This is a genomic window from Fodinicola feengrottensis (assembly GCF_010993775.1).
GTDB lineage: Bacteria > Actinomycetota > Actinomycetes > Mycobacteriales > HKI-0501 > Fodinicola > Fodinicola feengrottensis.
In genome coordinates this window covers 14565-41545 of the sequence record NZ_WOTO01000038.1, presented here as the reverse complement: position 1 = coordinate 41545, position 26981 = coordinate 14565, and the positions used below count along the sequence as shown (strand labels likewise).

26 protein-coding genes and 5 pseudogenes are annotated in these 26981 nt (G+C 66.4%); 16 read left to right on the top strand and 15 right to left on the bottom strand.

Annotated elements, in window-relative coordinates; translation table 11 throughout:
• Window positions 1-68: 68 nt before the first annotated feature.
• The 4 genes and pseudogenes from GNX96_RS30530 to ligD (GNX96_RS30510) form a co-directional block, all read right to left on the bottom strand.
• A pseudogene (locus tag GNX96_RS30530) lies at window positions 69-1537 on the bottom strand (PrsW family glutamic-type intramembrane protease).
• 5 nt (window positions 1538-1542) lie between these two features.
• Window positions 1543-1986 carry a hypothetical protein gene (locus GNX96_RS30520; protein WP_163571450.1) on the bottom strand — a complete coding sequence of 148 codons (444 nt, stop codon included), beginning with the start codon at window positions 1984-1986 and terminating at the stop codon, window positions 1543-1545.
• Window positions 1983-2981 carry a non-homologous end-joining DNA ligase gene (ligD, locus tag GNX96_RS30515; RefSeq protein WP_279581917.1) on the bottom strand — a complete coding sequence of 333 codons (999 nt, stop codon included), beginning with the start codon at window positions 2979-2981 and terminating at the stop codon, window positions 1983-1985. The genes GNX96_RS30520 and ligD (GNX96_RS30515) overlap by 4 nt, the downstream gene beginning before the upstream one ends.
• The gene (gene ligD, locus GNX96_RS30510; RefSeq protein WP_163571509.1) at window positions 2974-3894 is read right to left on the bottom strand and encodes a non-homologous end-joining DNA ligase; all 921 of its coding nucleotides are present in this window, start codon (window positions 3892-3894) and stop codon (window positions 2974-2976) included. Before ligD (GNX96_RS30510) ends, ligD (GNX96_RS30515) begins: the two co-directional genes overlap by 8 nt.
• A 148-nt stretch (window positions 3895-4042) precedes the next feature.
• Here ligD (GNX96_RS30510) and ku point away from each other — a divergent pair, with 148 nt between their 5' ends.
• The 3 genes and pseudogenes from ku to GNX96_RS65205 all read left to right on the top strand — a co-directional run.
• Entirely contained in the window at window positions 4043-4957 is a 915-nt protein-coding gene (gene ku, locus GNX96_RS30505; protein WP_163571448.1) for a non-homologous end joining protein Ku, read from the top strand.
• A gap of 175 nt (window positions 4958-5132) precedes the next feature.
• Window positions 5133-5558: a serine hydrolase gene (locus tag GNX96_RS30500; protein ID WP_163571446.1), complete on the top strand. Its 426-nt coding sequence runs from the start codon at window positions 5133-5135 to the stop codon at window positions 5556-5558.
• A pseudogene (locus GNX96_RS65205) lies at window positions 5555-5728 on the top strand (serine hydrolase); the annotation flags it as partial. The gene GNX96_RS30500 and the pseudogene GNX96_RS65205, both read left to right, overlap by 4 nt.
• 186 nt (window positions 5729-5914) lie before the next feature.
• Here GNX96_RS65205 and GNX96_RS30490 read toward each other — a convergent pair.
• The gene (locus GNX96_RS30490) at window positions 5915-6307 is read right to left on the bottom strand and encodes a hypothetical protein (protein WP_163571444.1); all 393 of its coding nucleotides are present in this window, start codon (window positions 6305-6307) and stop codon (window positions 5915-5917) included.
• On the opposite strand from GNX96_RS30490, the gene GNX96_RS30485 reads away from it, so the two are divergent.
• The 3 genes and pseudogenes from GNX96_RS30485 (at window position 6297) to GNX96_RS30475 (ending at window position 9619) form a co-directional block, all read left to right on the top strand.
• Window positions 6297-6674 carry a C40 family peptidase gene (locus tag GNX96_RS30485; protein ID WP_163571442.1) on the top strand — a complete coding sequence of 126 codons (378 nt, stop codon included), beginning with the start codon at window positions 6297-6299 and terminating at the stop codon, window positions 6672-6674. The two genes, GNX96_RS30490 and GNX96_RS30485, sit on opposite strands and share 11 nt — an antisense overlap.
• Before the next feature lie 301 nt (window positions 6675-6975).
• A pseudogene (locus GNX96_RS30480) lies at window positions 6976-8357 on the top strand (FAD-binding protein).
• Entirely contained in the window at window positions 8357-9619 is a 1263-nt protein-coding gene (locus GNX96_RS30475) for a class I SAM-dependent methyltransferase (protein WP_163571507.1), read from the top strand. The pseudogene GNX96_RS30480 and the gene GNX96_RS30475 overlap by 1 nt, the downstream one beginning before the upstream one ends.
• A 281-nt stretch (window positions 9620-9900) precedes the next feature.
• On the opposite strand, the gene GNX96_RS30470 is transcribed toward GNX96_RS30475, so the two are convergent.
• The 5 genes from GNX96_RS30470 to GNX96_RS30450 all read right to left on the bottom strand — a co-directional run bounded on the left by GNX96_RS30470 (window position 9901) and on the right by GNX96_RS30450 (window position 14937).
• Window positions 9901-10515, bottom strand: a complete 615-nt coding sequence (locus GNX96_RS30470; RefSeq protein WP_163571440.1) for a class II aldolase/adducin family protein — start codon at window positions 10513-10515, stop codon at window positions 9901-9903.
• Window positions 10512-11087, bottom strand: a complete 576-nt coding sequence (locus GNX96_RS30465; RefSeq protein WP_163571438.1) for a DUF6042 family protein — start codon at window positions 11085-11087, stop codon at window positions 10512-10514. Before GNX96_RS30465 ends, GNX96_RS30470 begins: the two co-directional genes overlap by 4 nt.
• Before the next feature lie 207 nt (window positions 11088-11294).
• Window positions 11295-11657, bottom strand: coding sequence for a hypothetical protein (locus GNX96_RS30460; protein ID WP_163571436.1), 363 nt, complete (start codon window positions 11655-11657; stop codon window positions 11295-11297).
• Window positions 11620-12969 (bottom strand): ABC transporter substrate-binding protein, encoded by a 1350-nt coding sequence (locus tag GNX96_RS30455; RefSeq protein ID WP_163571434.1) that lies wholly within the window; start codon window positions 12967-12969, stop codon window positions 11620-11622. Before GNX96_RS30455 ends, GNX96_RS30460 begins: the two co-directional genes overlap by 38 nt.
• A 282-nt stretch (window positions 12970-13251) precedes the next feature.
• On the bottom strand, window positions 13252-14937 hold the full coding sequence (locus GNX96_RS30450) for an ABC transporter substrate-binding protein (protein WP_163571432.1): 1686 nt from the start codon (window positions 14935-14937) through the stop codon (window positions 13252-13254).
• Window positions 14938-15299: 362 nt separating this feature from the next.
• Between GNX96_RS30450 and GNX96_RS56505 the strand changes: the two genes are divergently transcribed.
• Genes GNX96_RS56505 through GNX96_RS56495 form a run of 3 tightly spaced genes read left to right on the top strand, consistent with a single transcriptional unit; the run spans window position 15300 to window position 17445 of the window.
• On the top strand, window positions 15300-15752 hold the full coding sequence (locus tag GNX96_RS56505; RefSeq protein WP_279581914.1) for a hypothetical protein: 453 nt from the start codon (window positions 15300-15302) through the stop codon (window positions 15750-15752).
• On the top strand, window positions 15710-16819 hold the full coding sequence (locus GNX96_RS56500; RefSeq protein ID WP_279581913.1) for a TIM-barrel domain-containing protein: 1110 nt from the start codon (window positions 15710-15712) through the stop codon (window positions 16817-16819). The genes GNX96_RS56505 and GNX96_RS56500 overlap by 43 nt, the downstream gene beginning before the upstream one ends.
• Complete coding sequence (locus GNX96_RS56495; protein ID WP_279581912.1) at window positions 16774-17445, top strand: alpha-amylase family protein; 672 nt, start codon at window positions 16774-16776, stop codon at window positions 17443-17445. Before GNX96_RS56500 ends, GNX96_RS56495 begins: the two co-directional genes overlap by 46 nt.
• Before the next feature lie 181 nt (window positions 17446-17626).
• Here GNX96_RS56495 and GNX96_RS30440 read toward each other — a convergent pair whose 3' ends face one another.
• The 5 genes and pseudogenes from GNX96_RS30440 to GNX96_RS65195 form a co-directional block, all read right to left on the bottom strand.
• Window positions 17627-18439: a DeoR/GlpR family DNA-binding transcription regulator gene (locus GNX96_RS30440; RefSeq protein ID WP_279581911.1), complete on the bottom strand. Its 813-nt coding sequence runs from the start codon at window positions 18437-18439 to the stop codon at window positions 17627-17629.
• 139 nt (window positions 18440-18578) lie between these two features.
• Window positions 18579-19736, bottom strand: a complete 1158-nt coding sequence (locus GNX96_RS30435) for an MFS transporter (protein ID WP_279581910.1) — start codon at window positions 19734-19736, stop codon at window positions 18579-18581.
• The gene (locus tag GNX96_RS56490) at window positions 19682-19936 is read right to left on the bottom strand and encodes a hypothetical protein (RefSeq protein ID WP_279581909.1); all 255 of its coding nucleotides are present in this window, start codon (window positions 19934-19936) and stop codon (window positions 19682-19684) included. Before GNX96_RS56490 ends, GNX96_RS30435 begins: the two co-directional genes overlap by 55 nt.
• 232 nt (window positions 19937-20168) lie before the next feature.
• Complete coding sequence (locus GNX96_RS65200; RefSeq protein ID WP_390624176.1) at window positions 20169-20354, bottom strand: RbsD/FucU domain-containing protein; 186 nt, start codon at window positions 20352-20354, stop codon at window positions 20169-20171.
• A gap of 29 nt (window positions 20355-20383) precedes the next feature.
• Window positions 20384-20599, bottom strand: a pseudogene (locus GNX96_RS65195) (RbsD/FucU domain-containing protein); the annotation flags it as partial.
• Between the two features lie 221 nt (window positions 20600-20820).
• Between GNX96_RS65195 and GNX96_RS30415 the strand changes: the two are divergent.
• The 7 genes and pseudogenes from GNX96_RS30415 to argS (GNX96_RS30390) all read left to right on the top strand — a co-directional run bounded on the left by GNX96_RS30415 (window position 20821) and on the right by argS (GNX96_RS30390) (window position 26950).
• The gene (locus GNX96_RS30415) at window positions 20821-22704 is read left to right on the top strand and encodes a beta-N-acetylglucosaminidase domain-containing protein (protein ID WP_279581907.1); all 1884 of its coding nucleotides are present in this window, start codon (window positions 20821-20823) and stop codon (window positions 22702-22704) included.
• A 121-nt stretch (window positions 22705-22825) separates the two neighbouring features.
• A complete protein-coding gene (locus tag GNX96_RS30410) occupies window positions 22826-23290 on the top strand; it encodes a hypothetical protein (protein WP_163571424.1) in 465 nt (154 codons plus the stop codon).
• Window positions 23284-23709, top strand: coding sequence for a hypothetical protein (locus GNX96_RS30405; protein ID WP_163571422.1), 426 nt, complete (start codon window positions 23284-23286; stop codon window positions 23707-23709). Before GNX96_RS30410 ends, GNX96_RS30405 begins: the two co-directional genes overlap by 7 nt.
• An 85-nt stretch (window positions 23710-23794) precedes the next feature.
• Window positions 23795-24778, top strand: a pseudogene (locus tag GNX96_RS30400) (helix-turn-helix transcriptional regulator).
• Window positions 24779-24797: 19 nt separating this feature from the next.
• A complete protein-coding gene (locus GNX96_RS30395; protein ID WP_163571419.1) occupies window positions 24798-25199 on the top strand; it encodes a RidA family protein in 402 nt (133 codons plus the stop codon).
• 43 nt (window positions 25200-25242) lie between these two features.
• On the top strand, window positions 25243-25770 hold the full coding sequence (argS, locus tag GNX96_RS56485) for an arginine--tRNA ligase domain-containing protein (RefSeq protein WP_279581906.1): 528 nt from the start codon (window positions 25243-25245) through the stop codon (window positions 25768-25770).
• A 16-nt stretch (window positions 25771-25786) separates the two neighbouring features.
• A complete protein-coding gene (gene argS / locus GNX96_RS30390; protein ID WP_390624175.1) occupies window positions 25787-26950 on the top strand; it encodes an arginine--tRNA ligase in 1164 nt (387 codons plus the stop codon).
• Window positions 26951-26981 lie beyond the last annotated feature (31 nt).

Here is a 26981-nt window from a genome sequence, read left to right as displayed (position 1 = left end):
GCCCAAACAAGGGAGGGGGCTAAGGAAAGCACGCGGCTCAGACAGAACGCGCTGGGCTCGCCAGGTTGTCAGACCCAGGTGAGACGCTGGAAGAGGCACCTCTGGGCCGCGCCGAGGGCGGAGAATGCGGCGCGGCTGGGCAATGGATCAGCTTGCCCGGGAGACCTGGGCAAGTGCTCAGGTGGGCGGGTGCTGCCAGGTCTGGGTTTCGCCGCCCGGGGCGTTGGGATCCGGCTTTTTTTCAGCGAGGCCGGCTGGCCCTGCGGGGCGGAGTCGGCAGGGCGACTCTCGCCGGGGCGGCTGTCGGCGGGCCGGCCATAAGACTGGGCCGCCCAGGACTGGGTAGCCGAGGACTGAGTCGCCGAGGACTGGGTCGCCGAAGGCGGGCCATAGCCGGACTGGCCGTGGCCTGTCGGGTCTGCGGGCGGGCCGGAAGGCTGACCATAAGGCGACGGGCCGGAAGACGGCGGGCCGGAAGGCTGGCCGTACGACTGCGCCCCATACGACGGCGGAGCAGAAGCCTGACCGTAAGAAGGCGGGCCGGAGGACTGCCCATAAGGAGGCTGCCCATACGCGGCCGGAGCGGCCTGGGTCGGGTAGGACGCGGCCTGCTGTGCGAACGACGGCGGTTGGCCGTAGCCGGGGGCCGAACCGCCGGGCACCGGGCCGTCCGGCGAGTGCGGGCTGAAGAACAGGCGCTGCTGGCCGAGCGCGGACAGCAGTTCCTGCTCGGTCTGGGTGAACGTCGGGCCGACCTGACCGTGGTTCGCGCCGTCCCGCAGGATGGCGAGCCGGGAAGCGGCGAACTGGTATTCCTTCATCGCGGTCAGCCCGGGCGGGCCGGCGACCTGCTTGGCCCACTTGCGCGCCTGGCTGCGACCGCGCAGCGACGACAGCCACTCGACCTCGGGCTGGCCGATCCAGCCCGCCGCCGCGTATTGCGGCAGCCCGCGCTTGACCACCCGGAACTGCGACTGCCGGACGTAGATCGCGACCCCGACACCGATCGCGAAGAGCGGGAACAGCGCGACGATGAACGAACCGTTCGCGACGATCGCGGCGCCCAACCCGCCGTTGTCGCCGAACATCTGGGCGACCCAGGACGGCAGGAATGACGCCACCAGGTTGAAGGTGCCGTGCAGCAGCATCGCGACCAGCCAGCCGCAGATCGGCGCCAGCACCCGGATCGCCATGTGGTGGTTGCTCCGGGCCGCCACGCCCAGCCCGACGCCGGTCGCCGAGTGAACAGCGGATGCCCGAACGGGGTGCCGATGCCACGGATGATGAAGGTGAAGACCAGCAGCGTGACCGCGGCCGCGGTCATCCCGTTCGAGGCCTGCAGGCCGGTCGTGTACGAGCGGGCCAAATACGCGATGTTCTCGGTGAACGCGAAGCCGGCGCCGACGAACAGCGCGTACGTGATGCCGTCGACCGGGCCAGTGAAATATCGCCCGTTCCGGCCGAACCGGCTGAACAGGAAGATCGCCAGCAAGGCGAGGCCTTTGCAGGTCTCCTCGACCGGCGGGGCGACCAACACGGCGGTCAGGATGTCGCCGTTGTCCTTGCCGGCCACCTGAGTGATCGCGAGACCGGTGATGGTGTGGTGAGCGCGGCGAACAGGGTCGCCACCGCGGCACCCCAGCAGAGCGCGAAAATCCGGGCGCCCCACGGCTGCGGCTGCGACCACGAGAGCCAGACGGCGGTCATCACGATCACCGGCACCGGCAGGATCGAGAGAGAGCAGATGCCCAGGATCACGCCGACGATGTCCGAGCCGAGGCCGGTGATCAGGATCGACAGGCCGCCGCAGACCAGGAAGACCAGGCTCGCGACGATCCAGAAGACGATCTTCCAGACGTTCGTCTGGCGCATCGGGCGGTAGACCGGCTGATACGGCGCCGGCATGGGATAGGCCTGGGCCGGCGCGGTCGGCACCGGGCCGACCGGGCCGTACCCGCCGGGCGCGGCGCTGTACGGGTAGCTCATGTCGGGAGAGTAACGCGTGTGCGCATCGTGGTGATCGAACGTCTGTGCGTCATTCTTAAACCCCCGTGAGACCGCTGGACGCCCGATGTTACGCGGGTACGCGGGGGCCCGCGTTGGTTAAGTCGGCAAGCAGATCGCCATACTCCTCGACCCGATCGAGCACCTCCACCGGCTCGAACATGACCGGCTCGGCCGCTTCGACCTCGTCCCAGGTGAGCGGGGTGGACACCGTCGGACGCTCGCGGCCACGCAGCGAGTAAGCGGCGACCGTCGTTTTGGGCGGCGTTGTTCTGGCTCCAGTCGATGAAAATCTTGCCGCGTCTTAATGCTTTGGTCATCTGGGAGAGAATTTTTCTCGGGTGTTTCTCAGCCAACTCGTCGGCGATCGCGTGCGCGTACGCCGAAACGACCGACGAGTCCTGCTTCGCCGAGACCGGCGCGTAGAGCTGCATACCCTTGTTGCCGGAAGTCTTCGGGTACGTCGTGAGGCCGTCCTGCGCCATCCGGTCGCGTACCAGCACGGCGACCTCCATGCAGTCCGCGAGGCCGGCGCCGTCGCCCGGATCCAGGTCGACCACCAGCAGGTCGGGATGCTTGGCCGCGCCCCGCGGCCCGACCTTCCACTGCGGGACGTGCAGTTCCAGTGCGGCGAGGTTCGCCGACCACACCAGCCCGGCCAGGTCGGCCAGCACGACGAAGTCGATCGTCTCCCGGTCCATCGTGCTGCCAGGCACCGGCAGGTTGACCGTACGAATCCAGGACGGCGTCCCGCGCGGCATGTTCTTCTCGAAGAACGGCTGCTTGGCGACCCCGTCCGGCCAGCGCTTTCGAGTGACCGGACGGCCGGCCAGGTGCGGCAGCATGACCGGCGCGATCCGGCTGTAGTAGTCGATCACCTCGCCCTTGGTGGTCCGGCTCTTCGGATAGAGCACCTTGTCCAAATTGGACAGCCGGAGCTTGCGGCCCTCGATCTCGACCGTCACGGTGTCACTCAACGCTTACCTCGCTAGGCGTCTTGTCGTACCGAATGCCGCGCAGCCGCGGATGCCACAGGACTCCGGAAGTCGTCCAGTTCGCGTACGCGACCTCGACCACCACCTCCGGCGCGCACCAGACGAGCGTGCGCGCGTCCCGGCGCGGCGGCGACTCATGGAACGGACTGGCGTCGGTCACCAACGGCGTCAGCAACGCGGTGAGCTTGTCCAGGGTGGCACCGGCGACGCCGCTGCCGACCCGGCCGACATACCGCAGCTGCCCGTTTTCCGGGATTCCCAACAACAACGACCCGATCTGGCCGGTACGGGTCTTCTCCCCCGACGCCCAGCCGCCGACCACACATTCCTGCGTACGCAGCGACTTGACCTTGATCCAGTCCCGGCTGCGCGCCGCCGGCACGTACGGCGACCGCAGCCGCTTGGCCAGTACGCCTTCCAGCCCGAGCTCCCGGCTGGCCGCGAGCGTCGCCGCACCGTCGTCGAAGGCCGGCGCGGTGATCCAGCGCGGGCCGTTCAGGTCCAGCTGCTCAAGGGTCTCCCGGCGGTCGGCGTACGGCAGCGGGGTCAGGTCGAGGCGGTCAAGCCGGAGCAGGTCGAAAATCACCAGCGTGACCGGGGTGAGCTCGACCAGCCGGGCCACTCGGCGCGGGTCGTCGACGTTCATCCTGTCCTGCAGCGCCGGAAAGGACGGCCGGCCCTTGTCGAAGGCGACAATCTCGCCGTCCAGGGTGCCTTCCGGGAACATCTCGGCCAGCCCGGCGAGCTCCGGATAAATGGCGGTCACGTCCTTGTCGGATCGGCTGTGCAGCCGCAACCGGCCGCCGGCGGCGCTGGCGATGGCCCGGATTCCGTCCCACTTGACCTCGTACGCCCATTCCGGACCCACCGGAAGATCGCCTGGACTCGCAAGCATGGGACGCACAGTGTCATCCTGCCTTGAGAGCGGGTTGAGCTGCGAGTTCACGGTAGGACTTTGATCACCGATGAGTTTGCGGGATTGAGCTGGTCTGAGAGATTGGAAGCCGTACCCCGACCGGGAACGCAGTGAGGAGCTGGGACATATGCCACGGGCCATCTGGAAAGGTGCCGTCTCGTTTGGCCTGGTGAGCATCCCGGTCAAGCTGTACGGCGCGACCGAGGAAAAGGACGTGCGGTTTCATCAGGTGCACGCCAAGGACGGCGGCCGGGTCCGTTACAAGCGGGTCTGCCAGATCGACGGTGAGGAGGTCAGCTACTCCGACATCGCGAAGGGTTATGAGCTGGAGACCGAGACCGGCGAGACGGTCATCCTGACCGACGCCGACCTCGCCGAGCTGCCGATGTCGAGCAGCCGCGAGATCGAGGTGCTGGAGTTCGTACCGGCCGACCAGCTGGACCCGATCCGGTTCGCCAAGACGTACTACCTGGAGCCCGAAGGCACCGCGGTCAAGCCGTATGTGCTGCTCAGGGAGGCGCTGGAGTCGACAGAGCGGATGGCCTTGGTGAAGGTCGCGCTGCGTCAGCGGGAGGCGATGGCGTCGCTGCGCGTACGCGACGGGGTCATCGTGCTGCAGACGATGCTGTGGCCGGACGAGATCCGTACGCCCGAATTCGGCTTCCTCGACTCCGACGTGGAGCTGCGGCCGCAGGAGAAGCAGATGGCTGCGTCGCTGGTCGAGTCGATGGCCGCGGACTACGACCCGGACGAGTATCAGGACTCGTACCGCGAGGCCGTCCTGGAGCTGATCGACGCCAAGACCGAGGGCGTCGTGGTCGAGAAGACCGAGGACGACCAGGAGGGCGGCGGCGAGGTCGTCGACCTGATGACCGCACTGAAGGCCAGCGTCGACCGGGCCCGCTCGCGGCGCTCGGAGTCGGATTCGGATTCGGCGAAACCGGCGGCGAAGAAAACGGCCGCCAAGAAGGCCGCACCAGCTGCCAAGAAAGCCGCTCCCGCGAAGAAGACAGCCGCTCCGCGCAAACGTAAGAGCGCCTGACGGAACGGGTCGCATCGTACGCTCAGAGATCGTTTTCTTCCGAGTTTTGGCGACAGCGGAAAGTTGCCGACAAGGTGGTTTGAGCTGCTCTAGGCTCCGGGCTTATGGCCTCCACACCACCGGCATTACCACCGGACCTTCTCACTGACCTGCTCACCGCCGCCGACTACCGGGGGTGGGGGTCGCCTGGCTGAAGCTGGACGGCACCCCGATCCTGGTCCACGACCAGGACGAGCAGTTCTACGCCGCGAGCACCATGAAGGTGTCGGTGATGGTGGCCGTCTACCGAGCCGTGGAGGCGGGCCGGCTGGCGTTGTCCGACAAGGTGGCGCTGACCGACCAGTTCCGGTCGGTGGACGGCGGCACGTACGAGCTGGACCCGGACGACATCGACGAGGACAGCGCCTACGCCGCCGGCACCGCGACCGTCGAACACCTGCTGGAGCAGATGATCACCATCTCCAGCAACGAGGCCACCAACCTGCTGATCGCCACCCTCGGTGGCGGCGACCCCCGAAGGCCGGCGTGGCGCAGGCGGCGCAGGCGCAGCGGCTGCTGTCGGCCACCAGGAGTCAACTGCAGCGTCCGATTGGGGACATGAGCGCGAACGCCGCCGGCCGTACGAACCTGGTCACCGCGTACGACCTCGCGGCCGGTTTGGGACGCCTCGCGAGTGGTCAGGTGGCTGGTCCGCAGGCCACTGAGGCGATGATCGACACCCTTGCCCGCCAGCAGAAAGGCGAGGGCATCGGGGCCGGACTGCCGGCCGGCACCCGGTGGGGCGGCAAACGGCTGGGTCGGTGCGATCCGGCACGACAGCGCGGTGGTGTGGCCACACGACAGCCCGCCTTACACCCTTGCCGTCTGCACTGGGGACTTCGAGGCCGACGACGATGCCATTACGTTGATACGTACCGTGTCATCGCGGGTTTACTCGGCCCGGCAGGCACTCGACTCTTAGTTAGGGAGGCGCCCGTGAGCAGCGTCAGTATCGGCCCGGCGACCGTGGCGGTCGCGCTGACGACGCTGTGGCGGGCCCCCGAGGCAGTCCGGCCGATCGACGCGCCGGCGGTGGACGACAAGCCGGACGTGACCGGCTGGGTGGCCGCGATGGACCACGACGCGCGGCTCGACCTGCTGCAGCGAGTGGACAGCCAGGCCGAGGCCGGCGAGCCCGTACTGGTCCAGGAGCTGTCCGGCGCGTGGGCCCGGGTGGTGCTGCCCTGGCAGCCCTCTCGCCGCGACCCGGACGGCTACCCGGGCTGGATCCCACTCGCCCACCTGCCCGGCCGAGCCGGCCGACGACGAGCTGCCGTCGCCGCGTACGACCGGGGACGACGTGCTCGCCACCGGGCAGGAACTGTTGGGCACCGAGTACGTGTGGGGCGGCCTCAGCGGCACCGGCATCGACTGTTCCGGGTTCGCCCACCTGAGCCATCGCAAGCACGGCCTGGTGATCCCGCGGGACGCCTCCGACCAGGCGCGGGCCGGCCAGCCGGTGCCACTGGACGCGCTGCAACCCGGCGACCTGATTTTCTTCGCTTTCGACAATGGCGCCGGCGCGGTGCACCATGTCGGCTTCTACGCCGGCGAGGTGAATGGGACGCCGACGATGCTGCACGCACCTCGTACCGGCCGCCGGGTCGAATACTTCGACCTCTCCGACCCGTCGTACGCCACTGAGCTCTGCGCCGCCCGCCGCTACCTCCCCGCCTAACTCTCCGTAGTAGGCCCTTTGTCCGCATCGACGCGATGCGTGCGCTGGACGCACGTATCGCGTCGATGCGGACGTCTGGGCTGGGCGGGCGGGCGACTGAGAGTGAATGCCAGGGCTTCCAGTGCCGGGCGGCGCGTACGAACAGTGATCGCGAGAGCGCCGAAGTTAGGCGGGCCTTGTGGAGTTATGTGCGCTACATCGCGCCAATGTTAAGCGGTATCACACTGGCGAGGAGCTGGTCATCGTGATGGGATCGGACGGTTGGCCGGAGCAGTGAGGGAGCGCCGTGGTGGGGGGGACGATGAGTGGTGGGTTGAATGCTGCGCTAGCCGACTACCGGGTGACCGCGAACCGACTGGCCGGTGAGCTGGCGGCGATCGACCCGAACGAGCCGGTACGGCTGGGCAAGCGAACGTCGAACTTGTTCCGGCTGCGCGACAACAAACCCGTGCATCGGCTGGATGTCACCGGACTGGACCAGGTTTTCCATGTCGACCCGGACGCGATGACCGCGGACGTCGGCGGCATGACGACGTACGAAGACCTGGTCGACGCGACGCTGCCCTACGGCTGGTGCCGCTGGTCGTGCCACAACTGCGAACGATCACCCTGGGCGGGGCGGTGACCGGCCTCGGCATCGAGTCGCCGAGCTTTCGGAACGGCCTGCCGCACGAGTCGGTGATCGAGGAGGACATTCTCACCGGCGACGGGCAGCTGATCACCGCGCGCCCCGAAGGCGACCATGCGGACCTCTACACCGGCTTCCCGAACTCGTACGGCAGCCTCGGTTATTCGTTGCGCCTGAAGATCCAGCTGGAGCGCGTCACTCCGTACGTCCACCTGCGGCATCTGCGGTTCGACGACGCCGGCGAGTACGCGCAGGCCATCCAGGACATCTGCGCGGCCGGCGAATACCTGGGCGAGCGGGTGGATTTCGTCGACGGGACGGTGTTCACCGCCCGCCGGCATGTGCTGACGCTGGGCAGCTACACCAAATCCGCGCCTTACACCTCGGACTACACCGGCCAGCAGATCTACTACCAGTCGGTTGGCCGGCGGCGCGAGGACTACCTGACGATTGACGACTACCTGTGGCGTTGGGACACCGACTGGTTCTGGTGTTCGCGCGCTTTCGGGGTGCAGGACCCGCGCTTTCGCCGCCTCATCCCGCGCCGGTTCCTGCGCAGTGAGGTCTACTGGAAAGTGGCGAACTTCGAACGCCGGAACCACGTCGTACGCCGGCTGGACCGGGCTCGCGGCAAACCGGAGATCGAGGAGGTCGTGCAGGACATCGAGGTCCCGGTGGACAAGCTGCCGGCCTTCCTGGACTTCTTCCATCGCGAGATCGGCATCTCGCCGGTGTGGGTGTGTCCGCTGCGGCAGGCCCGCAAGGACCTCACCTGGGATCTTTACAAACTCAATCCGGAAATTCTTTATGTGAACGTGGGGTTCTGGTCCAGTGTGGACTTGGCTCCTGGCCAGCCGGATGACACGCACAACCGGCTGATCGAAGCCGAGGTGGAGCGGTTGGGTGGGCGAAAGTCGCTCTATTCCACCGCTTTCTATTCGGAAGAGGAATTCTGGCGGCTGTACAACGGCGAGGCGTACGCGATGCTCAAGAAGCGCTACGACCCCAACGGACGATTCGCCGATTTGTACGCCAAAACAGTCGGGAGGTCATGATGAGTCGCAAGCGCCGCACAATCGCCGACATCATCGCGACAGCGGTCGGGGCCGGTGCGCCGATCGAGTTCGTCGCGTACGACGGCAGCCGCTACGGACCGACCGACGCGCCGGTCAAGGTACGGGTCGTCAACGAGCAAGCGCTGTCGTATCTGGCCACCTCCGCGTCGATGGAGCTGGGCCTGGCGCGCGCGTACGTCAGTGGGGCACTGGAGGTCGAAGGCAAGATCTACGACGCCTTCAAGGTGCTCGGCAGTGTGGACTTCGAGCCGATCGGGGTGGCCGAGAAGGTCCGGGTGTTGCGTGACCTCGGGCTCAAGATCCTGAAGTGGAACCCGCCGCTGCCGGAGGAGATTGGCGCCAGCCGGTTGGCTCACGGCCTGCGGCACGCCAAGAACCGGGACGCGGCGGCGATCAAGCACCACTACGACGTGTCCAACACGTTCTACGAGTGGGTGCTCGGCCCGTCGATGGCGTACACCTGCGCGGTCTATCCGACGGCGGAGTCGACGCTGGAAGAGGCGCAGTACGAGAAGCACGACCTGGTGTGCCGCAAGCTCGGCCTGCAGCCCGGCCAGCGGCTGCTGGACATCGGCTGCGGCTGGGGCGGGATGGTCCGGCACGCGGCCAAGCACTACGGCGTGACCGTGGTCGGCGTGACGCTTTCGCGGCAGCAGGCCGAATGGGGCCAGAAGGCGGTCGCCGAGCAGGGACTGTCCGATGTGGCCGAGATCCGGCACGGCGACTACCGCGACGTGGTGGACGGGCCGTTCGACGCGATCAGCTCGATCGGGCTGACCGAGCACATCGGCGTGAAGAACTACTCGGCGTATTTCCAGAAACTGCATGGCCTGCTAAGGCCGCAGGGCCGGCTGTTGAACCACTCGATCATGCGCCCGACCAACACCGAACGGGTCGCGTACGGACGTGGTTTCATCAACCGTTTCGTGTTCCCGGACGGCGAGATCACCGCTCTTGGGCGTACGGTCACCGCCCTGCAGGACAACGGTTTTGAGCCGCGGCACGCGGAGAACCTGCGTGAGCACTACGCGATGACGCTCAAGGGCTGGTGCGACAACCTCGACGAGCACTGGGACGAGGCGGTCCAGGAGGTCGGGCTCGGGACGGCCCGGGTGTGGGCGCTTTACATGGCGGCCTCACGGCTGTCGTTCGAGAAGAACAAGATCCAGCTGCACCAGGTGCTCGGCGTCAAGGTCGACTCGACCGGCAACGCCAACGTCCCGCTGCGCCCTTGGTTCTAGGTCGATCTGGCGTTTGGCCGCGATGAGTCATCGCGGCCAAACGCCAAGAGGGGTACGGCGCGAAACTGTCGTACCCCTCCGGCAGATTTGCCCCCACCCAGTGACGGGTGGGGGGCGGGTTCAGGACCAATGTTCAACTAAAAATTAAGGTCCACCTCTCGACCCACCCCCCGCCCGTTCAAAGGGAGGGGGAAAGAAAAAAACAGACACCTACGACAATTTCGCGCCGCACCTGGTCGGCGGCAGGCACCGAATCGACAATGCTCGTCCGGCAGGGGCCATTAGTCAGTCAGCTTTACGCCGGGCGGGAAGCGCAGATCCGGGCGGCCGGCGAGGACAGCGTGGTAGGTCAGCGTGGCTGCGTCCTCGAGGATGAGCGTACGGCGGTGGGCCATCTCGACGGTGTCGCCGACGCACGAGCTGCCGTGGTAGCCGAGCACCACCGCGTCGCAGTCCGCGCAGGCCGCGGCGGCGTGGTCGGCAAGGTCCCAGGAACCGTTCGGGTAGAAGTCGATGCGGCCGATCCGGGGCAGGTAGTAGGCCTGGTCCAGGGTCAGCGGTTTGATCTCGTGGCCAAGCGCGTCCACCAGTACGGACATCCGCGGGTGGGCGTGGATGACGCTGTTGGCGTCCGGCCTGGCCTGGTACGTACGCAGGTGCAGCCGGTATTCGGTGGACGGCACCGCGGGGCCGCCGACGACCGTGTCATCCAGCCGTACGACCGCGAAGTCGGCTGGCCGGAGCCGGTTCAGCCAGGTCCCCCTGCCGGTGATCACGAAGGTGTCCGAGCCGGCCAACCGGGCCGACAGGTTGCCGGAAGATGCCCTGGTCAGGCCAGTCGCGACCAGGTCACGGCCGACCTCGATAAGCTCCTCGACGAGAGCATCGACGGTCAACGGTCGGCGACCGAGCGCTGCCGGTGGATCCGCGGCGGCTCGCCGCGCTGCGCCTGCTCCTCTTCGGCCCGCTCGGCCTCGGTCAGCGGCAGCACGTCCAGCACGTTGGCGACCTCTCCCAGCCCCACCGTCCGCCGGCTGAGCAGGCCGGTGTCGGTCAGTACGCCGAAGCGGACCAGCGCGCGATGCAGGTCCGAGAGCACCTGCTGGTCGCCGGCGCCAGCAGCCGTCCGGCACACCCGTGACCAGCGCTGCATGTGCCGGGCAAGCCGGCTCACCGAGGCCCCGCCACCGGCCGGTTTCCGGCCGGCCAGCAGCAGCCGCAGCGCCGTACGGTCGGCGTCGTCCTCGGGCAGCGCCCACGGGGACGACTTCCAACCGGCCCTGCTGGTCACCTCTTCGTCATAGCCGGACCACGGTAATCGCGATGACTCGGCGAAAACCGACACCAGCAAGGTCGTCGCGTCCGGTGCCCAGCGCAGCCATCCACCGTCGGTGAGCTGCCGGCGTACGGTCCACAACCGCAACCGGGTCGACCCGTCACCGCCGTCATCCACCGGCTCGACACTCACGAGCCTGTCGCCTTCGGTCCCACGTCGTACCGTCCCCCCCCCAGGATCACTACGAACCAGATGAACGAAGCAGGTCCCCCGCTGCCTGGATCCATCCATCGTGCACGGTAGCCGGTCGCTACCCAGCAGCGTCATACTGCCCGCGTTAACACGCCGCTAAACGCCAAACGCCCTCACAGGTTCTGTGAGGGCGTTTGGCTGGAGCGCTTAGACGCTGGTGTCGGTGACACCGATCGTGCAGATGTTGATCTCTGAGTAGTTGCTGTCCAGGAACACGTTCCCGCCGATCTTGGAGCCGTGCATCAGGACGGTCTTCAGGTAACGCATCGGGATGGTCGCGGCCTGCTCCTGGACCTGCTGGTCCAGGTTGCCCCATGCCTGCTGGGCCTGCGTCGGGTCGGCGATCTTCGCGGCCGCGTCCATGCCGTTGTTGATGGCCGGGACGTTGAGCTGCGCGAAGTTCTGGTTGCCGGCGGCCGGGATCTGCCGGCCGTCGAACAACGGCGGGATGACCGAGCCACCCGACGGCCAGTCAGCCGCCCACGAGCCAAACGAGATCTCGTTCTGCACAACCGGCTTGCCGATTGCCGATGGTCGCGTAGTACTCGCTGCGCTTGATCGGGTTCGGCGTCACGTTGATACCGGCACGGGCGAACGCGGCCTTGACCGCGGCGGCCGCTTTGTCGTCACCGGAGTTGTTCGTACGGTAGTCGAACTTGATGTTGCGCGAGCAGGTCGGCGACTGGGCCAGCAGCGCCTTGGCCTTGGCCGGGTCACCGGTCGGCGAGGTCTTCGTGCCGTAGAGGTCGAAGTCCTTATGAGCCTTCAGCAACGGGTTGATGATCGAGGTGGCCGGCTCACCGTAGTTCGGGCCGCCGAAAGCGGTCAGGTAAGTGGTCTTATCGATCGCGTACTCGTACGCCTGCCGGCACTTGAGGTCCGGCACCTTCTTGGTGTTGATGGCGATGTAGTACGTGTACGGGGTGAGGCCGGTGACGGTCCGCGCCTTCTCGTTCGGGTCGGCGAGGATGCCGGGCGCCTCGGACGCCGAGACGAACAGGCCGGAGGTGACCGCCGCCTGGTCGTTGCCGCGGTCCTGCTTCAGCCGGTCGGTGACCACGCTCTCGTCCAGGCCGAACGTGAACTGCCACTTGTCCGGGTAGTTCTGGCGCAGGGTGTCCTTGCTCTGGTCCCAGTACTTGTTGCGAACCAGGATCAGCTGCTGGTCACGGGTGTACTTCTGGATCTGGTACGGCCCGTACGAGAAGAACGTGGTGTCGTACTGCGCCTTGGTGTCCTTGTCCTTGCGGACCGCCGAGAAGATCGGCAGGGTCACCGTGTTGTTGAAGTCGGTCACCGGGCTGCTCAGCTTGTACGTGATGGTGTTGCCGTTGCAGATCACCGACGGCAGGCCCTGGGGCGCCTGGTAGATGCCCGGGTAGTCCTTGCCACCGACCAGATACTGCTTCTGGTATTCGGGACCGTCCGGCAGCAGGCTGGAGAACGAGCGCTCCACGCCGTACTTGAAGTCCGCGCAGGTGACGGCCTTGCCGTCCTGCCACTTCAGACCGTCCCGGACGGTGAAGGTCCACTCGGTGGAGTCGGCGTTGTGCTTGCCGATGTCCGTCGCGGAGTCGGCCTGGATCTCGGTGCCGGTCTGCCCAGCGGCCGCCTTGAAGGCGGTCAGGGTGGGCGCGAACAGCCGGTTGAGGCTGAGCTGCTGACCGACGTAGCTGCGCGCCGGATCGAGGTGCTCGAAGTCCTGCTGCATGAGGACGTAGACGGTCCCGCCACGTTTGACGGCGGTGCCACCTCCGCCCCCGCTCGGCGTGTCAGGCGTGCCACATGCGCTCGCCACCAGGGTCACCAGTGACAGAGCCACACCGGCCACGGCTAGTCGTGAGCCGCGGATGCCCTTTAGAGACATTCGATTTCCTTCCCTTTTCCGGACACATCGCCCGCTGTCGCGCGACCCGGTCGTGCCGCACGATATGCCGGTCAAACTCCGGCGCCCAAGAGTGGTCGCCGAAACGTCACCGCATCGTAATCGCGGGACGATCGCCGCCGTACGAGGTTCCACAGAATTTGCCCAGGAACGCACGGAGCCCAGCCACCATCGCGGCGACCAGGCTCCGTGTTTTGGTGCATTCCGGTGCAATGCGGTTCAGCTCACGCCCACATTGCAAAGATCGGCATCGGAATAGACCGGATCAAGGAAAGCACCGGTCACCTTCGAACCGTACAAAACGTATGCCTTGGTGAAACGCAGCGGAATGACGGCCGCGTCCTGCTGCACTTTTTCGTCCAGATCGCCCCACATCATCTGGGCTTTGGCGTTATCGGGTTCTTTGTACGCGGCGTCAATTCCGGCGTTGATGGCCGAGTCGTTCAGCTGCGAACGGTTCGGGTTTCCACTCGCGCTGATAATCCGGCCGTCGAACAGCTGCGAGATGACCGCCGAACCGGACGGCCAGTCGGCGATCCAGCTGTTGATCGCCATGTCGTGCTGGGCCGCCGGCTTGCCGACGGTGGCGATGTAGACGTTGCGGGCGATCGGGTTCAGCTTGACGGTGATGCCGGCCCGGGCCATGCCGGCCACGATCGCGGCCGCGGCCTTGTCGTCGGCGGTGTTGCCGGTCCGGTAGTCGAACGTGATGGTGCGCGGGCAGGTCGGCGACTGGGCCAACAGCTGCTTGGCCTTGTTCGGGTCACCCTGCGGCATCTTCTGCAGGCCGTACACGTCGATGCTGTCCCGGTGGGCCGGCAGATTCGGCGCGATGATCGAGGTGGCGAGCTCACCGACCGCCGGTCCGCCCAGCGCGGTCAGGTAGGTCGTCTTGTCGATCGCGTACGTGTACGCCCGACGGCAGTTCACGTCCTTGATCTTGCTGTTGTTGATCGACAGGTAGTACGTGAAGCCGTCCGGGCCGCTCAACAGCCGGGACTTCAACTTCGGGTCGGCCTGCACCTGCGCCACCTGTTGCGGCGAGATGTTGGCGCCGAGGGTGATCGTGCTCTGGTCCGGGCCCTGGTCGTGCAGCATCCGGTCGGTGATGACGGTCTCGTCGGCACCGATCGCGAAAGCCCACTTGTCCGGCAGGTTCTTGCGAACCGGATCCTTTGCCTGATCCCAGAACTTGTTACGGCTGAGGTCAATCGACTTGGATCGCACGTAGCTGTCGATCTGGTACGGCCCGTACGAGAACACGTTGTTGTCGTACTTTTCCTTGGTGTCCTTGTCCTTACGCACCGCGCTGAACGTCGGCAACGTCACCGTGTAGTTGAAGTCGTTGATCGACTTGTTCAGGTGGAAGGCGATTTTGTTGCCACTGCAGATAATCGAGGGCAGTCCGGCCGGGTCGAGGTAGATGCCCTTGTACGAGTCGCCGCCGACCAGATACTGCTTCTGGTAGTCGGCGCCGTCGGTGATCAGGTCGGAGAACGAGCGCTCGACGCCGTACTTGAAGTCGTCACAGGTGACGGCCTTTCCGTCCTGCCACTTCAACCCGTCCCGGAGGGTGAAGGTCCACACGGTGTTGTCGGCGTTGTGACTGCCGGTGTCGGTGGCCGAGTCGCCGGTGATCTCCGCGCCCGCCTTGCCTGGCGCGTTCTTGTACGCGGTCAGCGCCGGCGCGATCAGCCGGTCGAAGCTCTCGCCGGCCGCGGTGTAGGTCCGCTGCGGGTCGATGTGCTCGAAATCCGACTGTATGAGCACGTTGAGCGTGCCGCCTCGGTGCTCCTTGCCATTGCCCGCGTCGCCACCGGAGTCCGGCGTGCCACACGCGCTAAGCGCGAGCGCGGCGGCTGACGCCAAGGCGACCCCCCGCAAGACCCGCTTTCGATCAGACATGTCCCATTCCTTCCGCGCCCGTCTCCGCCGGCCACGGCCCGTCGGGATGTGAATCACAGCGAACCGACACTGGCAGACAATTTTTTACTGCAGCGCAGCATAGGACGGTTTCCACCATCGCCGCACCGGTTCGCGGCCCGACAGTTCCGATTCCCGCATCGGCGAAAATGTGCATTTAACCCCACATATACTGACGGTCGCTCGGTCGGCTCGCGAACTTTAGCGCACCATCGCCCAGATCGCCGCGCGGAGCGACTCACGCGTCTTGACATTGCGATCGAGAGCGGGTGAGCTATGCATGTTAGTGGCACAAAATCCCAACTTTCACGCAGGAACAGTCATTCGAGTTGCTGGGAGTGCTGATGGCTCGTACCCGTACCCTCCTCACCGCCGGAGCGTTTGCCCTGGTCACCGCCCTACTGCCGACCATCACCACGGTCGGCGCGGCGGCTGCCGATCGAGATGGCCCAGGCCCGGTCGCCGTGAGCGAATCCCGCGGTCAACTGACAGTCACCGTGCCGCCGGGGCATGGCGGCCCGGGCTATCGGCTGCTGATCGACGAGAAGACCCTCGGCGTGCGCACCGTGCGCGCCGGCAGGACGGTTCTGGCCACCAACCCGGCCGGCGGGTTCGCGTTCGGCGACCAACACGCCACCAGCGTCACGACGTGGAGTTATGCGGCCGGCACGCTGCGAATAGCGGCCGCCTCGACCGCGCCCGCAGACACCGTCGCGGTGGCGATCACGCCGACCGCGGACCGGTACGACCTGACGTGGTCGGTCGCCGGCGCGCCGGCCGGCGCCCCCGTACGGTGAGCTACCAACTGTCCTCCGCCGGTCACTGGTACGGCGGCGGCGAGACCAGTGAGGGCGCGGCCCAGCCGTACCCGCTGGACGCCGGGCAGGTGTCGGAGCCGGACTTCTCGCCGGCCAGCTACCTGATGATGGAGCCCTACTGGTACACGTCGTCGTCGGTCGGCAACTACGTCCGGACGGCCTCGCCGATGGACGTACAGATCAACAAATCCGCCTCCGGGCTCGGCGATTTCACCATCAAGAGCACGGATTCGTACGCCTCGACGGTGTTCGTGGAGTCGACACCGTCCGCCGTCTACCAAGATTATGTCGAGGTCGTAGGAAAACCGTCGAAGAGCGACGCGACTCCAGCCGAGATCGCGCAACCGTTGTGGAATTCATGGGCACAGTTCTACACCGCCATCGACCAGAACAAAGTCCTTGACTGGGCCGGAAAACTGCACGCGGCCGGGCTCGGTGGGCACACCATCCAGCTGGACGACAAATGGGAGTCGAATTACGGCAACCTGACCTTCGATCCGAAGACTTTCCCCAACCCCAAGGCAATGTCCGACCAGATTCACTCGATGGGCTATCATTTCGGGCTCTGGACGACGCTCTGGATCAACCTCGACTCGGCGAATTACGCGTACGCGAAGGACCACGGCTATCTGCTGGCCGCAGCCGCCGATTCGACCAAGCCATGCACTGTCACCTGGTGGAACGGCACCGCCGGGATCATCGACCTCGGCAAGCCCGCGGCTCGCGACTGGTACACCGGCAACCTGCACCAACTGATGTCCACGTACGGCGTGGACGGCTTCAAGTTCGACACCCGTTTCTTTGACGACAGCTGCGCTCCGGCCGCCGGCGTACAGGCCGGCGACTACCAGCGGCTCGGCGCCGAAATGGCCGACGGTTTCGACCTGCAGGGTGCCGGCGTACGAGTGCACTGGGGCAACCAGAAATATGGTTTCGTGATCCGCGCGGTCGACGCCGGCACGAGAGTTTTCCCGAACTGCGAACGACTTTGCGCCGCTCGATGGCGATTTCCACCGACGGCTATCCCTTCGTGGAAACCGACATGATCGGCGGCTCGCTCGGCGAACCGGCGCCCACCAAGCAGGTCCTGGTCCGCTGGGCACAGGCAGCGTCGCTGATGCCGCTGATGTATTCGTCGACCTCCCCACTCGGCGTCGTCGACCACACCACCGGCAAACCCGTCACGTACGACCCGGAAACCGTGCAGCTCTACAAGAACGCCATCGCGCGACACGGTCGGCTCTCCGACTATTTGCAAGCCCAGGCCCGGAAATCCGTCGCCGACGGCACACCGATCATCCGGCCGGTATTCTTCGACTTCGCTGCCGACCAACGCTTCTACACGACCGACGATGAGTGGATGCTGCTCGGCCCCTCGGTGCTCGCCGCTCCGGTGTTGAGCGACTCCCCCACCCGCACGATCGACCTGCCGGCCGGCGCGTGGTTCGACACCGTCACCCACCGAGTGATCACCGGCCCACGCACGTTGTCCGCGTACCCGGCCCCTCTCGGCGTCACCCCCCGCCTTCGTCCGCCTGGGCGCCCCGGGCGCCGCCACCGCGATCGCCGCCCTCTCCCACCAGTCGTAAACCCACCCCTTCACCGCCGTCGTGACAATCGGACACCGGCCCACTCTGTCCGATTGCCGCCCCATTTCGCGGAATCCGAGTAGGTGGGGCGCGAAATTGTCGTAGGTGTCTGTTTTTCTTTCCCCCTCCCTTTGAACGGGCGGGGGGTGGGTCGAGAGGTAGACCTTAATTTTTCGTTGAACATTGGTCCTCAAACCCGCCCCCCACCCGTCACTGGGTGGGGGCGATTTTTTCGGGTCGGGTACGACAGTTTCGCGCCGCACCCTATGTAGACCGGGAGAGGATCAGACGCGCTGGACTTCGACGCCGGCGTCGGTGAAGCGGGCGCACATGTCGAGGTCGGCGGCTTCGTCGGTGATCAGTACGTCGACCTTGTCGATGATGGCAGATCCGGGCGAAGGTGCCGACGCCGAGTTTGGAGCTGTCGGCGACCACGATGACCCGGCGGGCGCGGCCGACCATTTGGGTGTTGACGCCGGCTTCGCTCTCGTTGTGCGCGGTCGCGCCGTGCCGTACGTCGATGCCGTCGACGCCGATGACGGCGGCGTCCAGGGTGATCAGGTCGAGGATGCCGGAGGAGAGTGGGCCGACCAGCTCGTACGACTGCGGCCGGGCCACTCCGCCGGTGACGACGATCTTGATGTGTGGGCGGACGGCCAGCTCGTTGGCGATGTTGAGGGCGTTCGTGACGATGGTCAGTGCCGGGTTGACCGAGCTGGCGGCCAGCTCGTCGCTCTCGGCCAGCGACCGGGCCACCTCGGTGGACGTGGTGCCTCCGTTCAGCGCGACCACCCAGCCGACCTCGACCAGGCTCGCGGCGGCCCGGGCGATCCGGAGCTTCTCCTGGGCGTGCCGGGCGGTCTTGTAGCGCAGCGGCAGGTCGTACGAGACGCTGGTGAGCACCGCGCCGCCGCGGGTACGGGTACGGGTCAGCATCCGCTGCTCGGCGAGCTCGTCCAGATCGCGGCGGATGGTCGCGGTGGACACGCCGAGCTCGCTGGCGGCCTGCTCGACGCCCAGCTGGCCGTCCCGGGCGAGCGCCTCCAGCAGCGCGTTCCAGCGTTCGTGGCGGGGCACCCGCCTCAGCCGCCCAGGCGGCGGGTCGACCAGCTGCTCTCAGACCGCATCGGAGCAGAATAGCCGCAGACGGCCCCGCTCAGGGTGCCGGCGGGCCGGCCAGTGCCGGCGATCTTTCGGTACGCCCTCTACAGAGACCTCACACCGGCTCGGCAGCCAGCGCGGTCTGCTTGCGGTCGGCGCTGATCTTGGACATCGGCACCCGTGCGGTCTCCGGGATCAACAGGATCGGCAGCAGGCCGATGAGCCCGGCGGCGATCAGATAGTACGCCGGGATGTCCTTGTCGCCGGTGGCATTGATCAGCGCCACCACCACCACGCCGGTGGTGCCGCCAAAGAGCGAGGTGGAGATGTTGTAACCAATCGCGAACGAGCCATATCGCACCCTGGTCGGGAACATCGCCGGGAAGGTCGACCCGATGACCGCGAGGATCAACAACAAAAGGAAGGCGACGATCGCGAATCCGAGGATCAGCGTGAAAATATTGCCCATCTGCATGAGTTTGATCGCTGGATAGCTCAGCACGACAAAACCAATCGCCGAAGCCAGCAGCAGTGGTTTTCGGCCGATCCGGTCGGAAAGTGCGCCCAGTGGCGCGATCAACGCCATCTGCGCGAGCTCCACGCCGATGATGATCAGCCCGGACTCGGTGTCGCTGACATGGAGATACTGGGTGAAGTACGACGGCATGGTGGTCAGCAGCATGTAGTCGGCGACGTTGAGCAGAATGACGATGCCGATCAGGTTCAGGATCATCTTCCAGTTGCCGAACAGGGTCTCCCGCAGCGGCGCGTGGTCCGGCCGCTGCCCGTTTCGCTCCTGCAGCTTGAAAGTCGGCGTCTCCTCGAGCCGGGTCCGCAGGTACAGCCCGACCAGACCCAACGGCAGCGCGATCAGGAACGGGATCCGCCAACCCCAGGCGCTCAGCTGCGCACTCGTACAGGTGGCGACCACGGCCAGCACCACGACCTGGCCGAGCACATAGCCGCTCAGCGTGCCGAATTCCAGGAAACTGCCGAAGAAACCTCGTCTTTTGGTGGGCGCGAACTCGGCTATACAGGTGGCCGCGCCACCATACTCACCGCCGGTGGAGAATCCCTGAATCACCCGCAACAGCAACAAAAGAACCGGTGCGGCGATCCCAATCGCGGCGTAGGTGGGCAGCACACCGACCAGAAAGGTGCAGCCAGACATGATCAGGATAGTCGCGGCCAGCACCACGCGGCGGCCCACTTTGTCGCCTAGCGGACCCCAAAAAGCGCCACCGAACGGTCGTACGATAAAACCGACGGCCACCAGCGCAGGGATTTCAGCACCGCGGTGCCGCCCTGGTCGCCGGGGAAGAAAATCGTGCCCACCACTCCGGTGATGGCTCCAGCGGTGAAAACTCCGTAGTCGTACCACTCCACCGCGTTGCCGATCGCGGAGGCAAACACCGCCCTGCGGACCATTGCCGCATCCGGCTCGTGCAATTCCGGCTCCGCTGCCTGCGTCATCGCGACCGGCCTCCCTTACCGTACGCCCGTTTTACCGTTATTCCGAACGCAGGATAATGGCCGGCGATGGGTGTCGCATCGCGACAAAGCGGAAACCGCTCACGTTTACCGTGTGACAAAGAGCCAAATAAATGTCCGGTCGGATAGGTTTAAACTCGTCCACCAGGTTTGACCGGGACAAAGAGGCGATCGGGCCCGGGGAATTGGCCAGGTCCCCTACCGGCCAAAAAATTTATGAAGTGGGCTCCGGCAGCACGCCTTTGCCGAGCAGAAGGCAGCCATAGAGCCGGTGCTCACTGGTCACCAGCACGGCGAATGCGGCCCGCGCCCGGTCGTAGAACTCGAACCGGGAGACCGCGCCGACCGGTACGTTCCAACCGGAGACCCGACGGATGCCGGCGACCGCGTCGACCTGCACCGGCGGCAGCGTTTTTCCGGGTCGTCCACCACGGCCATCCGGACGATCGGCGCGTCCACGAACCGGTCCAGCGGCAGGACCGTACACACCGCCTCAGCGGCGGTCGGCACGTCCACACCGTCCAGCCGTACGACCCGACGCCCCATCGTGACCGCCGGAAAGTTCGCGTCCACCACCGCGATCTCGTCCCCGTGCCCCATCGCGGCCAGTACGTGCAGCAGGTCGGCGTGCAGGAGTGGATCCATCCCCTTGAGCATCGAGCTCCTTTCGTCGACGGTCACCCTACCCGCCAAAAGATCGTTTTCTCACCGCCCGGGAACCGCGATCGTCGGCCTCTTTCGTGAGTTTTTCCGGCCACCCCCTTGACAGCAGAGCCTTCAGATACTGGTATGTACCAGATGCTTGTCAGGCTCTCCGACCGGAGGCTCATATGAACCTGCTGTCTTCCCGGCGCAGACGAGGTGCCTTGACCACCGCGCTGATGGTCGCCCTCGGCGTGTTGGCAGCGCCGACCGCGAGCCATGCGGACGTGGCGATCCCGGCGGTGTCACCGACCCCGCAGTCGATAACCGCGTTTTCCACCGGTTTCGCACTGCCGTCCAGCGCCACTCTGGTGGTCGGTACGACCACCGACGCATCCGCCATAAGTGCGGTGACCACGACCCTCCACACCGCTGGAGTCGCCTCGGTGACTACCGGCTCGGCCGCTGGCAGCGGCCTGGCGGTCTACGTCGGCGGGCCGGCCGAGAGCGGCGCGACCGCGTCCGTCCGTCCTGAGCGACCTCGGCGTCGCCGGCCCCGCCGGGCTGCCGTCCGGTGGGTACGTGCTGGCCGCCGGCGAGCGCTCCGGTACGCCGGTGGTCGCCCTCTCCGGCGTCGATCCCACCGGCACGTTCTACGCGGCCCAGACGCTGCGACAACTGATCGTGCCGGGCAGTCCGGCCCGGCTGCCGGGCGTACAGGTACGCGACTGGCCCGGTTTTTTTCCATGCGTGGCGGCGAAGAGTCGTTCTACGGTCAGCCGTGGGCGCAGGCCGACCTGCTGCACCAGATGGACTTTCTGGGCCAGCACAAGATGAACTCGTTCCTCTACACGGTCAGCGGCGACGATCACACGGCCGGCGCGAACTGGCGAGTGCCCTACCCGGCCGCCGCCCTGAGCGCGCTGGCCGAAGCGGTCGCGCGGGCGAATGCGAACCACGTCGACTTCCTCTACCGGATCGACCCGGAAGCGCCGGAGGCGCCCAACAGCGGGATCTGCCACTCCAGCCAGAGCGATTTGGACGCGCTTATCGCGCGCTACCAACAACTTTGGGACATCGGTATCCACACCATCTCGATCGGTTGGGACGACACGTCCGGCCATTTTCTCTGTGCCGCGGACACCTCTCCGCGTTCGGGTCGGACGCCAGTCCCACCGCCGCCGCGCAGGCGTACGACACGGCATATGTCCAAAACCATTTCGTCGCGACCCCACAGTGGCGGCAAGCTCATCGCGGTGCCGCAAGAATACGCTGGCACCGGATCCTCCACCTACCGGACCCGATTCGCCGCACTCACCCCACCAGCGGTGACCTTCTTCTGGACTGGCCCACAGGTCGTCTCGCCAACGATCAGTGGCACCGACTTTTCCCAGGCACAGAGCGCTTTCGGCGGCCGTCCGCTACTGATTTTCGACAACTATCCGGTGAACGACTACGAGTCGAACCAGCAGCACCTTGGCCCGCTGGTGGGCCGCGACCCGGCGCTGGCGCAGTCCGCGGTCGGCCTGATGGCCAATGAAATGCAGGAAGAAGAGCCGTCGCTGATCTCGCTCTTCACGATTGGCGACTTCGACTGGAATCCGGGTGCGTACAACGCACAGAATTCCTGGAGCCGGTCACTGGCCGAGCTCGGTGGCCCCGCGGCGGACGCTTTGCGCAAGTACGCCGAAAGTTCGGTCAACTCACCGCTGACCACCGAGGTCGCTCCGGTCGTACAACCGCTGATCTCCGCTTTCGTGACGGCTTTCCGGTCGCACACCGACCTCACCGCTTCCAGCACGGCTTTGCTGGCCGAGTTGGAAAAAATCCACGCAGCACCGGCCACTTTGCGAAGCACCCTCAACAACCCGTCATTCCTGGCCGACAGCGAGCCGTATTTCAGGACCCTGGAAGCCGAAACCGCGGCTGCCGAGTCGGCGGTCGCGGCGGTCGAAGCGGTGAACGCCGGCGATGAGGCCGCCGCGAGCCAGGCTCGCGCCCAGATGTCGGCGGCTTTGGTTGGGTTGACTGGAAAGAACATCGGTGCCGGCGTCTATGACCAATTGGTGGCTTTCGCTCGCGGGTCGCGCCCCCCTCCACCGCACTGAAGGCCGACAACGGTGACCAGTCGATCTTCGCCCGCGGCGCGCCGACGGGCAGCTGTACACCAGCTGGCAGACCTCGCTGGGCAGCGGCTGGCAGCCGCCGGCCGCCATCGCGGGCATCACCATGCAGGGCACCCCGGACGTGATCGTCACCCGCGGCGGCGCGATGGCCGCGGTCGTACGAGCCAGCGACAACACCCTGCGCGTCAGCCTGCAGAGCGGCCCGGGCGGCGGCTGGGGATCGTGGACCAACCTCGGGGCACCGGCCGGCGCGGCGACCGGCAGTCCGCGGGTGGTGCTCAGCGACAACGGGCTGCTGTCGGTGTTCGTCCGCGGTGCCGACGGCAAGCTCTACACCAGCTGGCAGAACGGCGAAAACAGCACGTCCTGGCACGCGTACGCGCTGGTCGCCAACGGCGTCGCGATGGTCGGCGACCCGGACGCGATCATGGCCGCCAACGGCACGTTGTCCGCGTACGTACGAGATGGCAACGGCCACCTCTGGACCAGCTGGCAGCCGGCGGTCGGCAGCGCCTGGCACGACTGGACGACCTGGGCGCCGGCGCCGGCGGCGACCCGCGGGTGCTGATTGGCCCGAACAACGCGATGTCGCTCTACTTCCGCGGCGGCAACGGACAGTTGTTCACCACCTGGCAGAGCGGTTTTGGCGGTAGCTGGTCGAAACCGTTCACTCAGATCGGCTCGGCCGCGATGGTGGGTACGCCGGACGTGGCGGTCAGCCCGAACGGCGCCCTCTCCGCGTACGTCCACGGCGCCGACGACAATCTCTGGACCACCTGGCAGAGCGCGCCGGGCTCCGGCTGGACCGCCTCGGCCGCCGTCGGGCTCAGCCGGCTGGCCGGCAACCCGCGGATGGTCGAGTGGGTCAACGGCGCCTTGTCCGCCTTCGGCGTCAACCGCGATGGCCAGTTCGTCACCAGCTGGCAGTCCTGGCCCGGCTCCGGCTGGTCCGGCGCGGTCGCCCTCGGCGGTCCCGTCACCCCCTGACCTTCGCGACTGACCGAGCAAACTGGGTTCTGTCGCCCCTGGGTAGAGGTCAGAAGCTGGCCGCTATGTGTGCGAGTCTGGGAGCATGCTCGAAACCTCGGCGCGGCTGCTGGCGCTGCTGTCACTGTTGCAGGCCCGCCGCGACTGGCCCGGCGGCGCGCTCGCCGAGCGGCTGGAGGTGAGCCCACGGACGGTACGACGCGATGTCGACCGGCTCCGGGACCTCGGTTATCCAGTGCTGGCCACCAAAGGGCCGGACGGCGGCTACCGGCTGGACGCGGGCGTTGACCTGCCGCCGCTGCTGTTCGACGACGACCAGGCGGTCGCCGTCGCGGTCGCGTTGCAGACTGCCACCACCACGGTGACTGGCATCGAGGAGCCGGCGCTGCGGGCGCTCGCGACCGTACGGCAGGTGATGGCGGCCCGGCTGCGACACCGGGTCGACGCGTTGCGGATCACCCCGGTCGCCAGATCCGCCAGCTGGGACGCGAAAAAAGTCAACGCCGACCATTTGCTGGCGATTGGCGCGCGGGTACGGTACGAGCGCGTGCGGTGCTGCGCTTCGACTACCAGCCGGTGAGCGGGGCCGACGACACCGCGTTCGTACCGCCGCGCCGGGTGGAGCCACACCACGTGATCACCTGGAGCGGCCGCTGGTATCTCGTCGCGTGGGGACCTGGACCGGGCCGACTGGCGGACCTTCCGGGTCGACCGGATGACGCCTCGTACGCCCACCGGCCCGCGGTTCACCCCGCGCGAACTGCCAGCGCCGGACGTTGCCACGTACGCGGCGGAGAAATTCCGCGATCCCGGTATGCCCTGCGAGGGCACCGCGATTTTGCACACTTCAGCCAGAAACGCCGCCGAGCGGGCTCGCGGCCAGGGCGTGGTCGAGGAACTGGGGCCGAACCGCTGCAAAGTCACCCTCGGCTCGTGGTCGTGGACCGGCCTCGCGGCCACTTTTGCCATGTACGAGACGGATCTGGATATCGTCGGCCCAGCCGAGCTGCGGTCGGCGGCCGCGGACCTCGGCCAGCGCCTGACAAAATCGAGTCGCGCCGACGAGTGACCGCTATTAGGTTCGGTGGATGCCCGTACGCCTGATCCGCAGTCCCACCCTGTCCACGGTGGCCGAGTATGCGTATTCGTCCAGTGTCGAACCGCCGGCCCGGCTGATCTACGCGGCCGGCGCCTGCCCACTCGATGCTGACGGGGTAACCGTCGGCGTTAGCGACTATGCCGCCCAGGCCCGGCAATGCATGCTGAATCTGCAGGTCGCTCTCGCCGACGCTGGCGCGAAACTCACCGATGTAGCCAAAACCACCGTTTATGTGGCCTCTTCACGGCAGCCCGATCTGGTGACTGCCTGGCAGGTCGTACGCGAATTCTTCGGCGACCACGACGTGCCGAGCACACTGCTGGGGGTGGCCTGCCTTGGTTACCACGACCAACTCGTCGAGGTCGAAGCCGTCGCCGCGGTCGCACCGTAATAACTTGGACGGCGAGTCCATCCGTACCGGATAATCAATAGTCATGCACATCCTCGAAAGTCAGCTGCGGGATCGACTCGCGACGGCGTTCTCCGCTGTCGCGGGCGAGTCGGTGGATCCCGTGCTGCGCCGGTCCAAACACGCTGATTTCCAGGCCGACGGCGCATTGGCACTGGCCCGGCGGCTGCACCGCGCGCCGCGGGAGATCGCCGCCGACGTGGTGGAAGCCGCCGATCTCGCGGACCTTTGCGACCACGTCAAGGTGACCGGCCCTGGCTTCGTCAGTTTGACCGTACGAGACGATGCCATCGATCGACTGCTGACCGCGCTGACCACCGATGCGCGACTGGGCGTGCCGCTGACGAGCAAGCCGGAGACCGTGGTGATCGACTACAGTTCTCCCAACGCTGCCAAGGAAATGCACGTCGGCCACATCCGCTCGACCATTCTCGGCGATGCGGTCTCCCGACTGCTGGAATTCCTCGGCCACAAAATCATCAGGCAGAACCATCTCGGTGACTGGGGCACGCCGTTCGGAATGTTGATCGAGCAACCTCATCGACCTCAATGAGACTGCTGAGCAGTCGGTGGCGGACCTGAGCGGCTTCTATCGCGCTGCCCGCAACAAATTCGATCGCGACCCCGAATTCCAGCAACGCTCCCGCCAACGAGTGGTGCTTTTGCAGGGCGGTGACGAGGAAACCCTGCGATTGTGGCAGACGTTTGTGGACGCGTCGAAGAAATACTTCCTCACCGAGTACGAAAAACTCGGCGTCCGGCTGACAGCGGCTGATTTCGCTGGCGAGAGCACCTACAACCACCTGCTCCCAGAGGTGGTCGAGGACCTGGACAAGCTCGGGCTGCTGCGCGAGAGCGACGGCGCCCAGTGCACCTTCCCGGCCGGCTTCAGCAATCGCGACGGCGATCCGTTGCCTTTGATCGTACGAAAGAGCGACGGTGGCTACGGTTACGCCGCGACCGACCTCGCGACCCTCCGGCACTGGATCGAACAGCTGCACGGCAGCCGCCTGATGTATGTGGTGGGCACCCCACAGCGACTGCATTTTCAGATGGTGCACCAAACCGCGCGGGAAGCCGGTTGGCTGGCCGAGCCGGTCCGCGCCGAACACATCGGTTTCGGCTCGATCCTGGGTCCGGACGGGAAAATGTTGCGCAGTCGCGAAGGAACGTCGACCAAGCTGGCCGACCTGCTGGACGAGGCCATTTCCCGTGCGGGAGCGGTCATCGCCGAGAAAGACCCCGAGCTGTCCGCCGCGGACAGGCGCGCGCTGGCCAACGTGGTCGGGATTGGCGCGGTCAAATACGCCGACCTCTGCATTGAGCGTACGAACGACTATGTCTTCGACTACGACCGGATGCTCGCGTTGGACGGCAACAGTGCACCCTACCTGCAGTTCGCGCACGCCCGGATCTGTTCCATTCTCCGCAAAGCCGACACCGTGCCGGCCGGTCCGGTGCTGATCACCGAACCGGCCGAACGGAAAGTGGCGTTGGAGCTGCTGGCTTTGCCGGGAATCCTCGAAGAAGTGGCCGAGTCGGCGCACTTTCACAAGCTGACCGGCTATCTTTTCGGGCTGGCCACCACCTTCACCGGTTTCTACGAGAAATGCCCAGTCCTGCGGGCCGAACCTGGCATAAGGGAAAGCCGGCTGGCGCTGTGCGACCTGACGGCTCGTACGCTCGCGCTCGGCCTCGACCTGCTGGGCATCGGCGCGCCGGAGCGGATGTAGCCTGACAGATCGTGGCCAGTGCCGTACGCTC

Bases quoted from the DNA above. Each gene is read 5' to 3' on its own strand.
- GNX96_RS30520 (WP_163571450.1), bottom strand. From the start codon at position 1,986: ATGAGCTACCCGTACAGCGCCGCGCCCGGCGGGTACGGCCCGGTCGGC.
- ligD (WP_163571509.1), bottom strand. From the start codon at position 3,894: ATGCTTGCGAGTCCAGGCGATCTTCCGGTGGGTCCGGAATGGGCGTAC.
- ku (WP_163571448.1), top strand. From the start codon at position 4,043: ATGCCACGGGCCATCTGGAAAGGTGCCGTCTCGTTTGGCCTGGTGAGC.
- GNX96_RS30475 (WP_163571507.1), top strand. From the start codon at position 8,357: ATGAGTCGCAAGCGCCGCACAATCGCCGACATCATCGCGACAGCGGTC.
- GNX96_RS30450 (WP_163571432.1), bottom strand. From the start codon at position 14,937: ATGTCTGATCGAAAGCGGGTCTTGCGGGGGGTCGCCTTGGCGTCAGCC.
- GNX96_RS56505 (WP_279581914.1), top strand. From the start codon at position 15,300: ATGGCTCGTACCCGTACCCTCCTCACCGCCGGAGCGTTTGCCCTGGTC.
- GNX96_RS56495 (WP_279581912.1), top strand. From the start codon at position 16,774: ATGGCGATTTCCACCGACGGCTATCCCTTCGTGGAAACCGACATGATC.
- GNX96_RS56490 (WP_279581909.1), bottom strand. From the start codon at position 19,936: ATGACGCAGGCAGCGGAGCCGGAATTGCACGAGCCGGATGCGGCAATG.
- GNX96_RS30410 (WP_163571424.1), top strand. From the start codon at position 22,826: ATGCAGGGCACCCCGGACGTGATCGTCACCCGCGGCGGCGCGATGGCC.
- GNX96_RS30395 (WP_163571419.1), top strand. From the start codon at position 24,798: ATGCCCGTACGCCTGATCCGCAGTCCCACCCTGTCCACGGTGGCCGAG.
- argS (WP_279581906.1), top strand. From the start codon at position 25,243: ATGCACATCCTCGAAAGTCAGCTGCGGGATCGACTCGCGACGGCGTTC.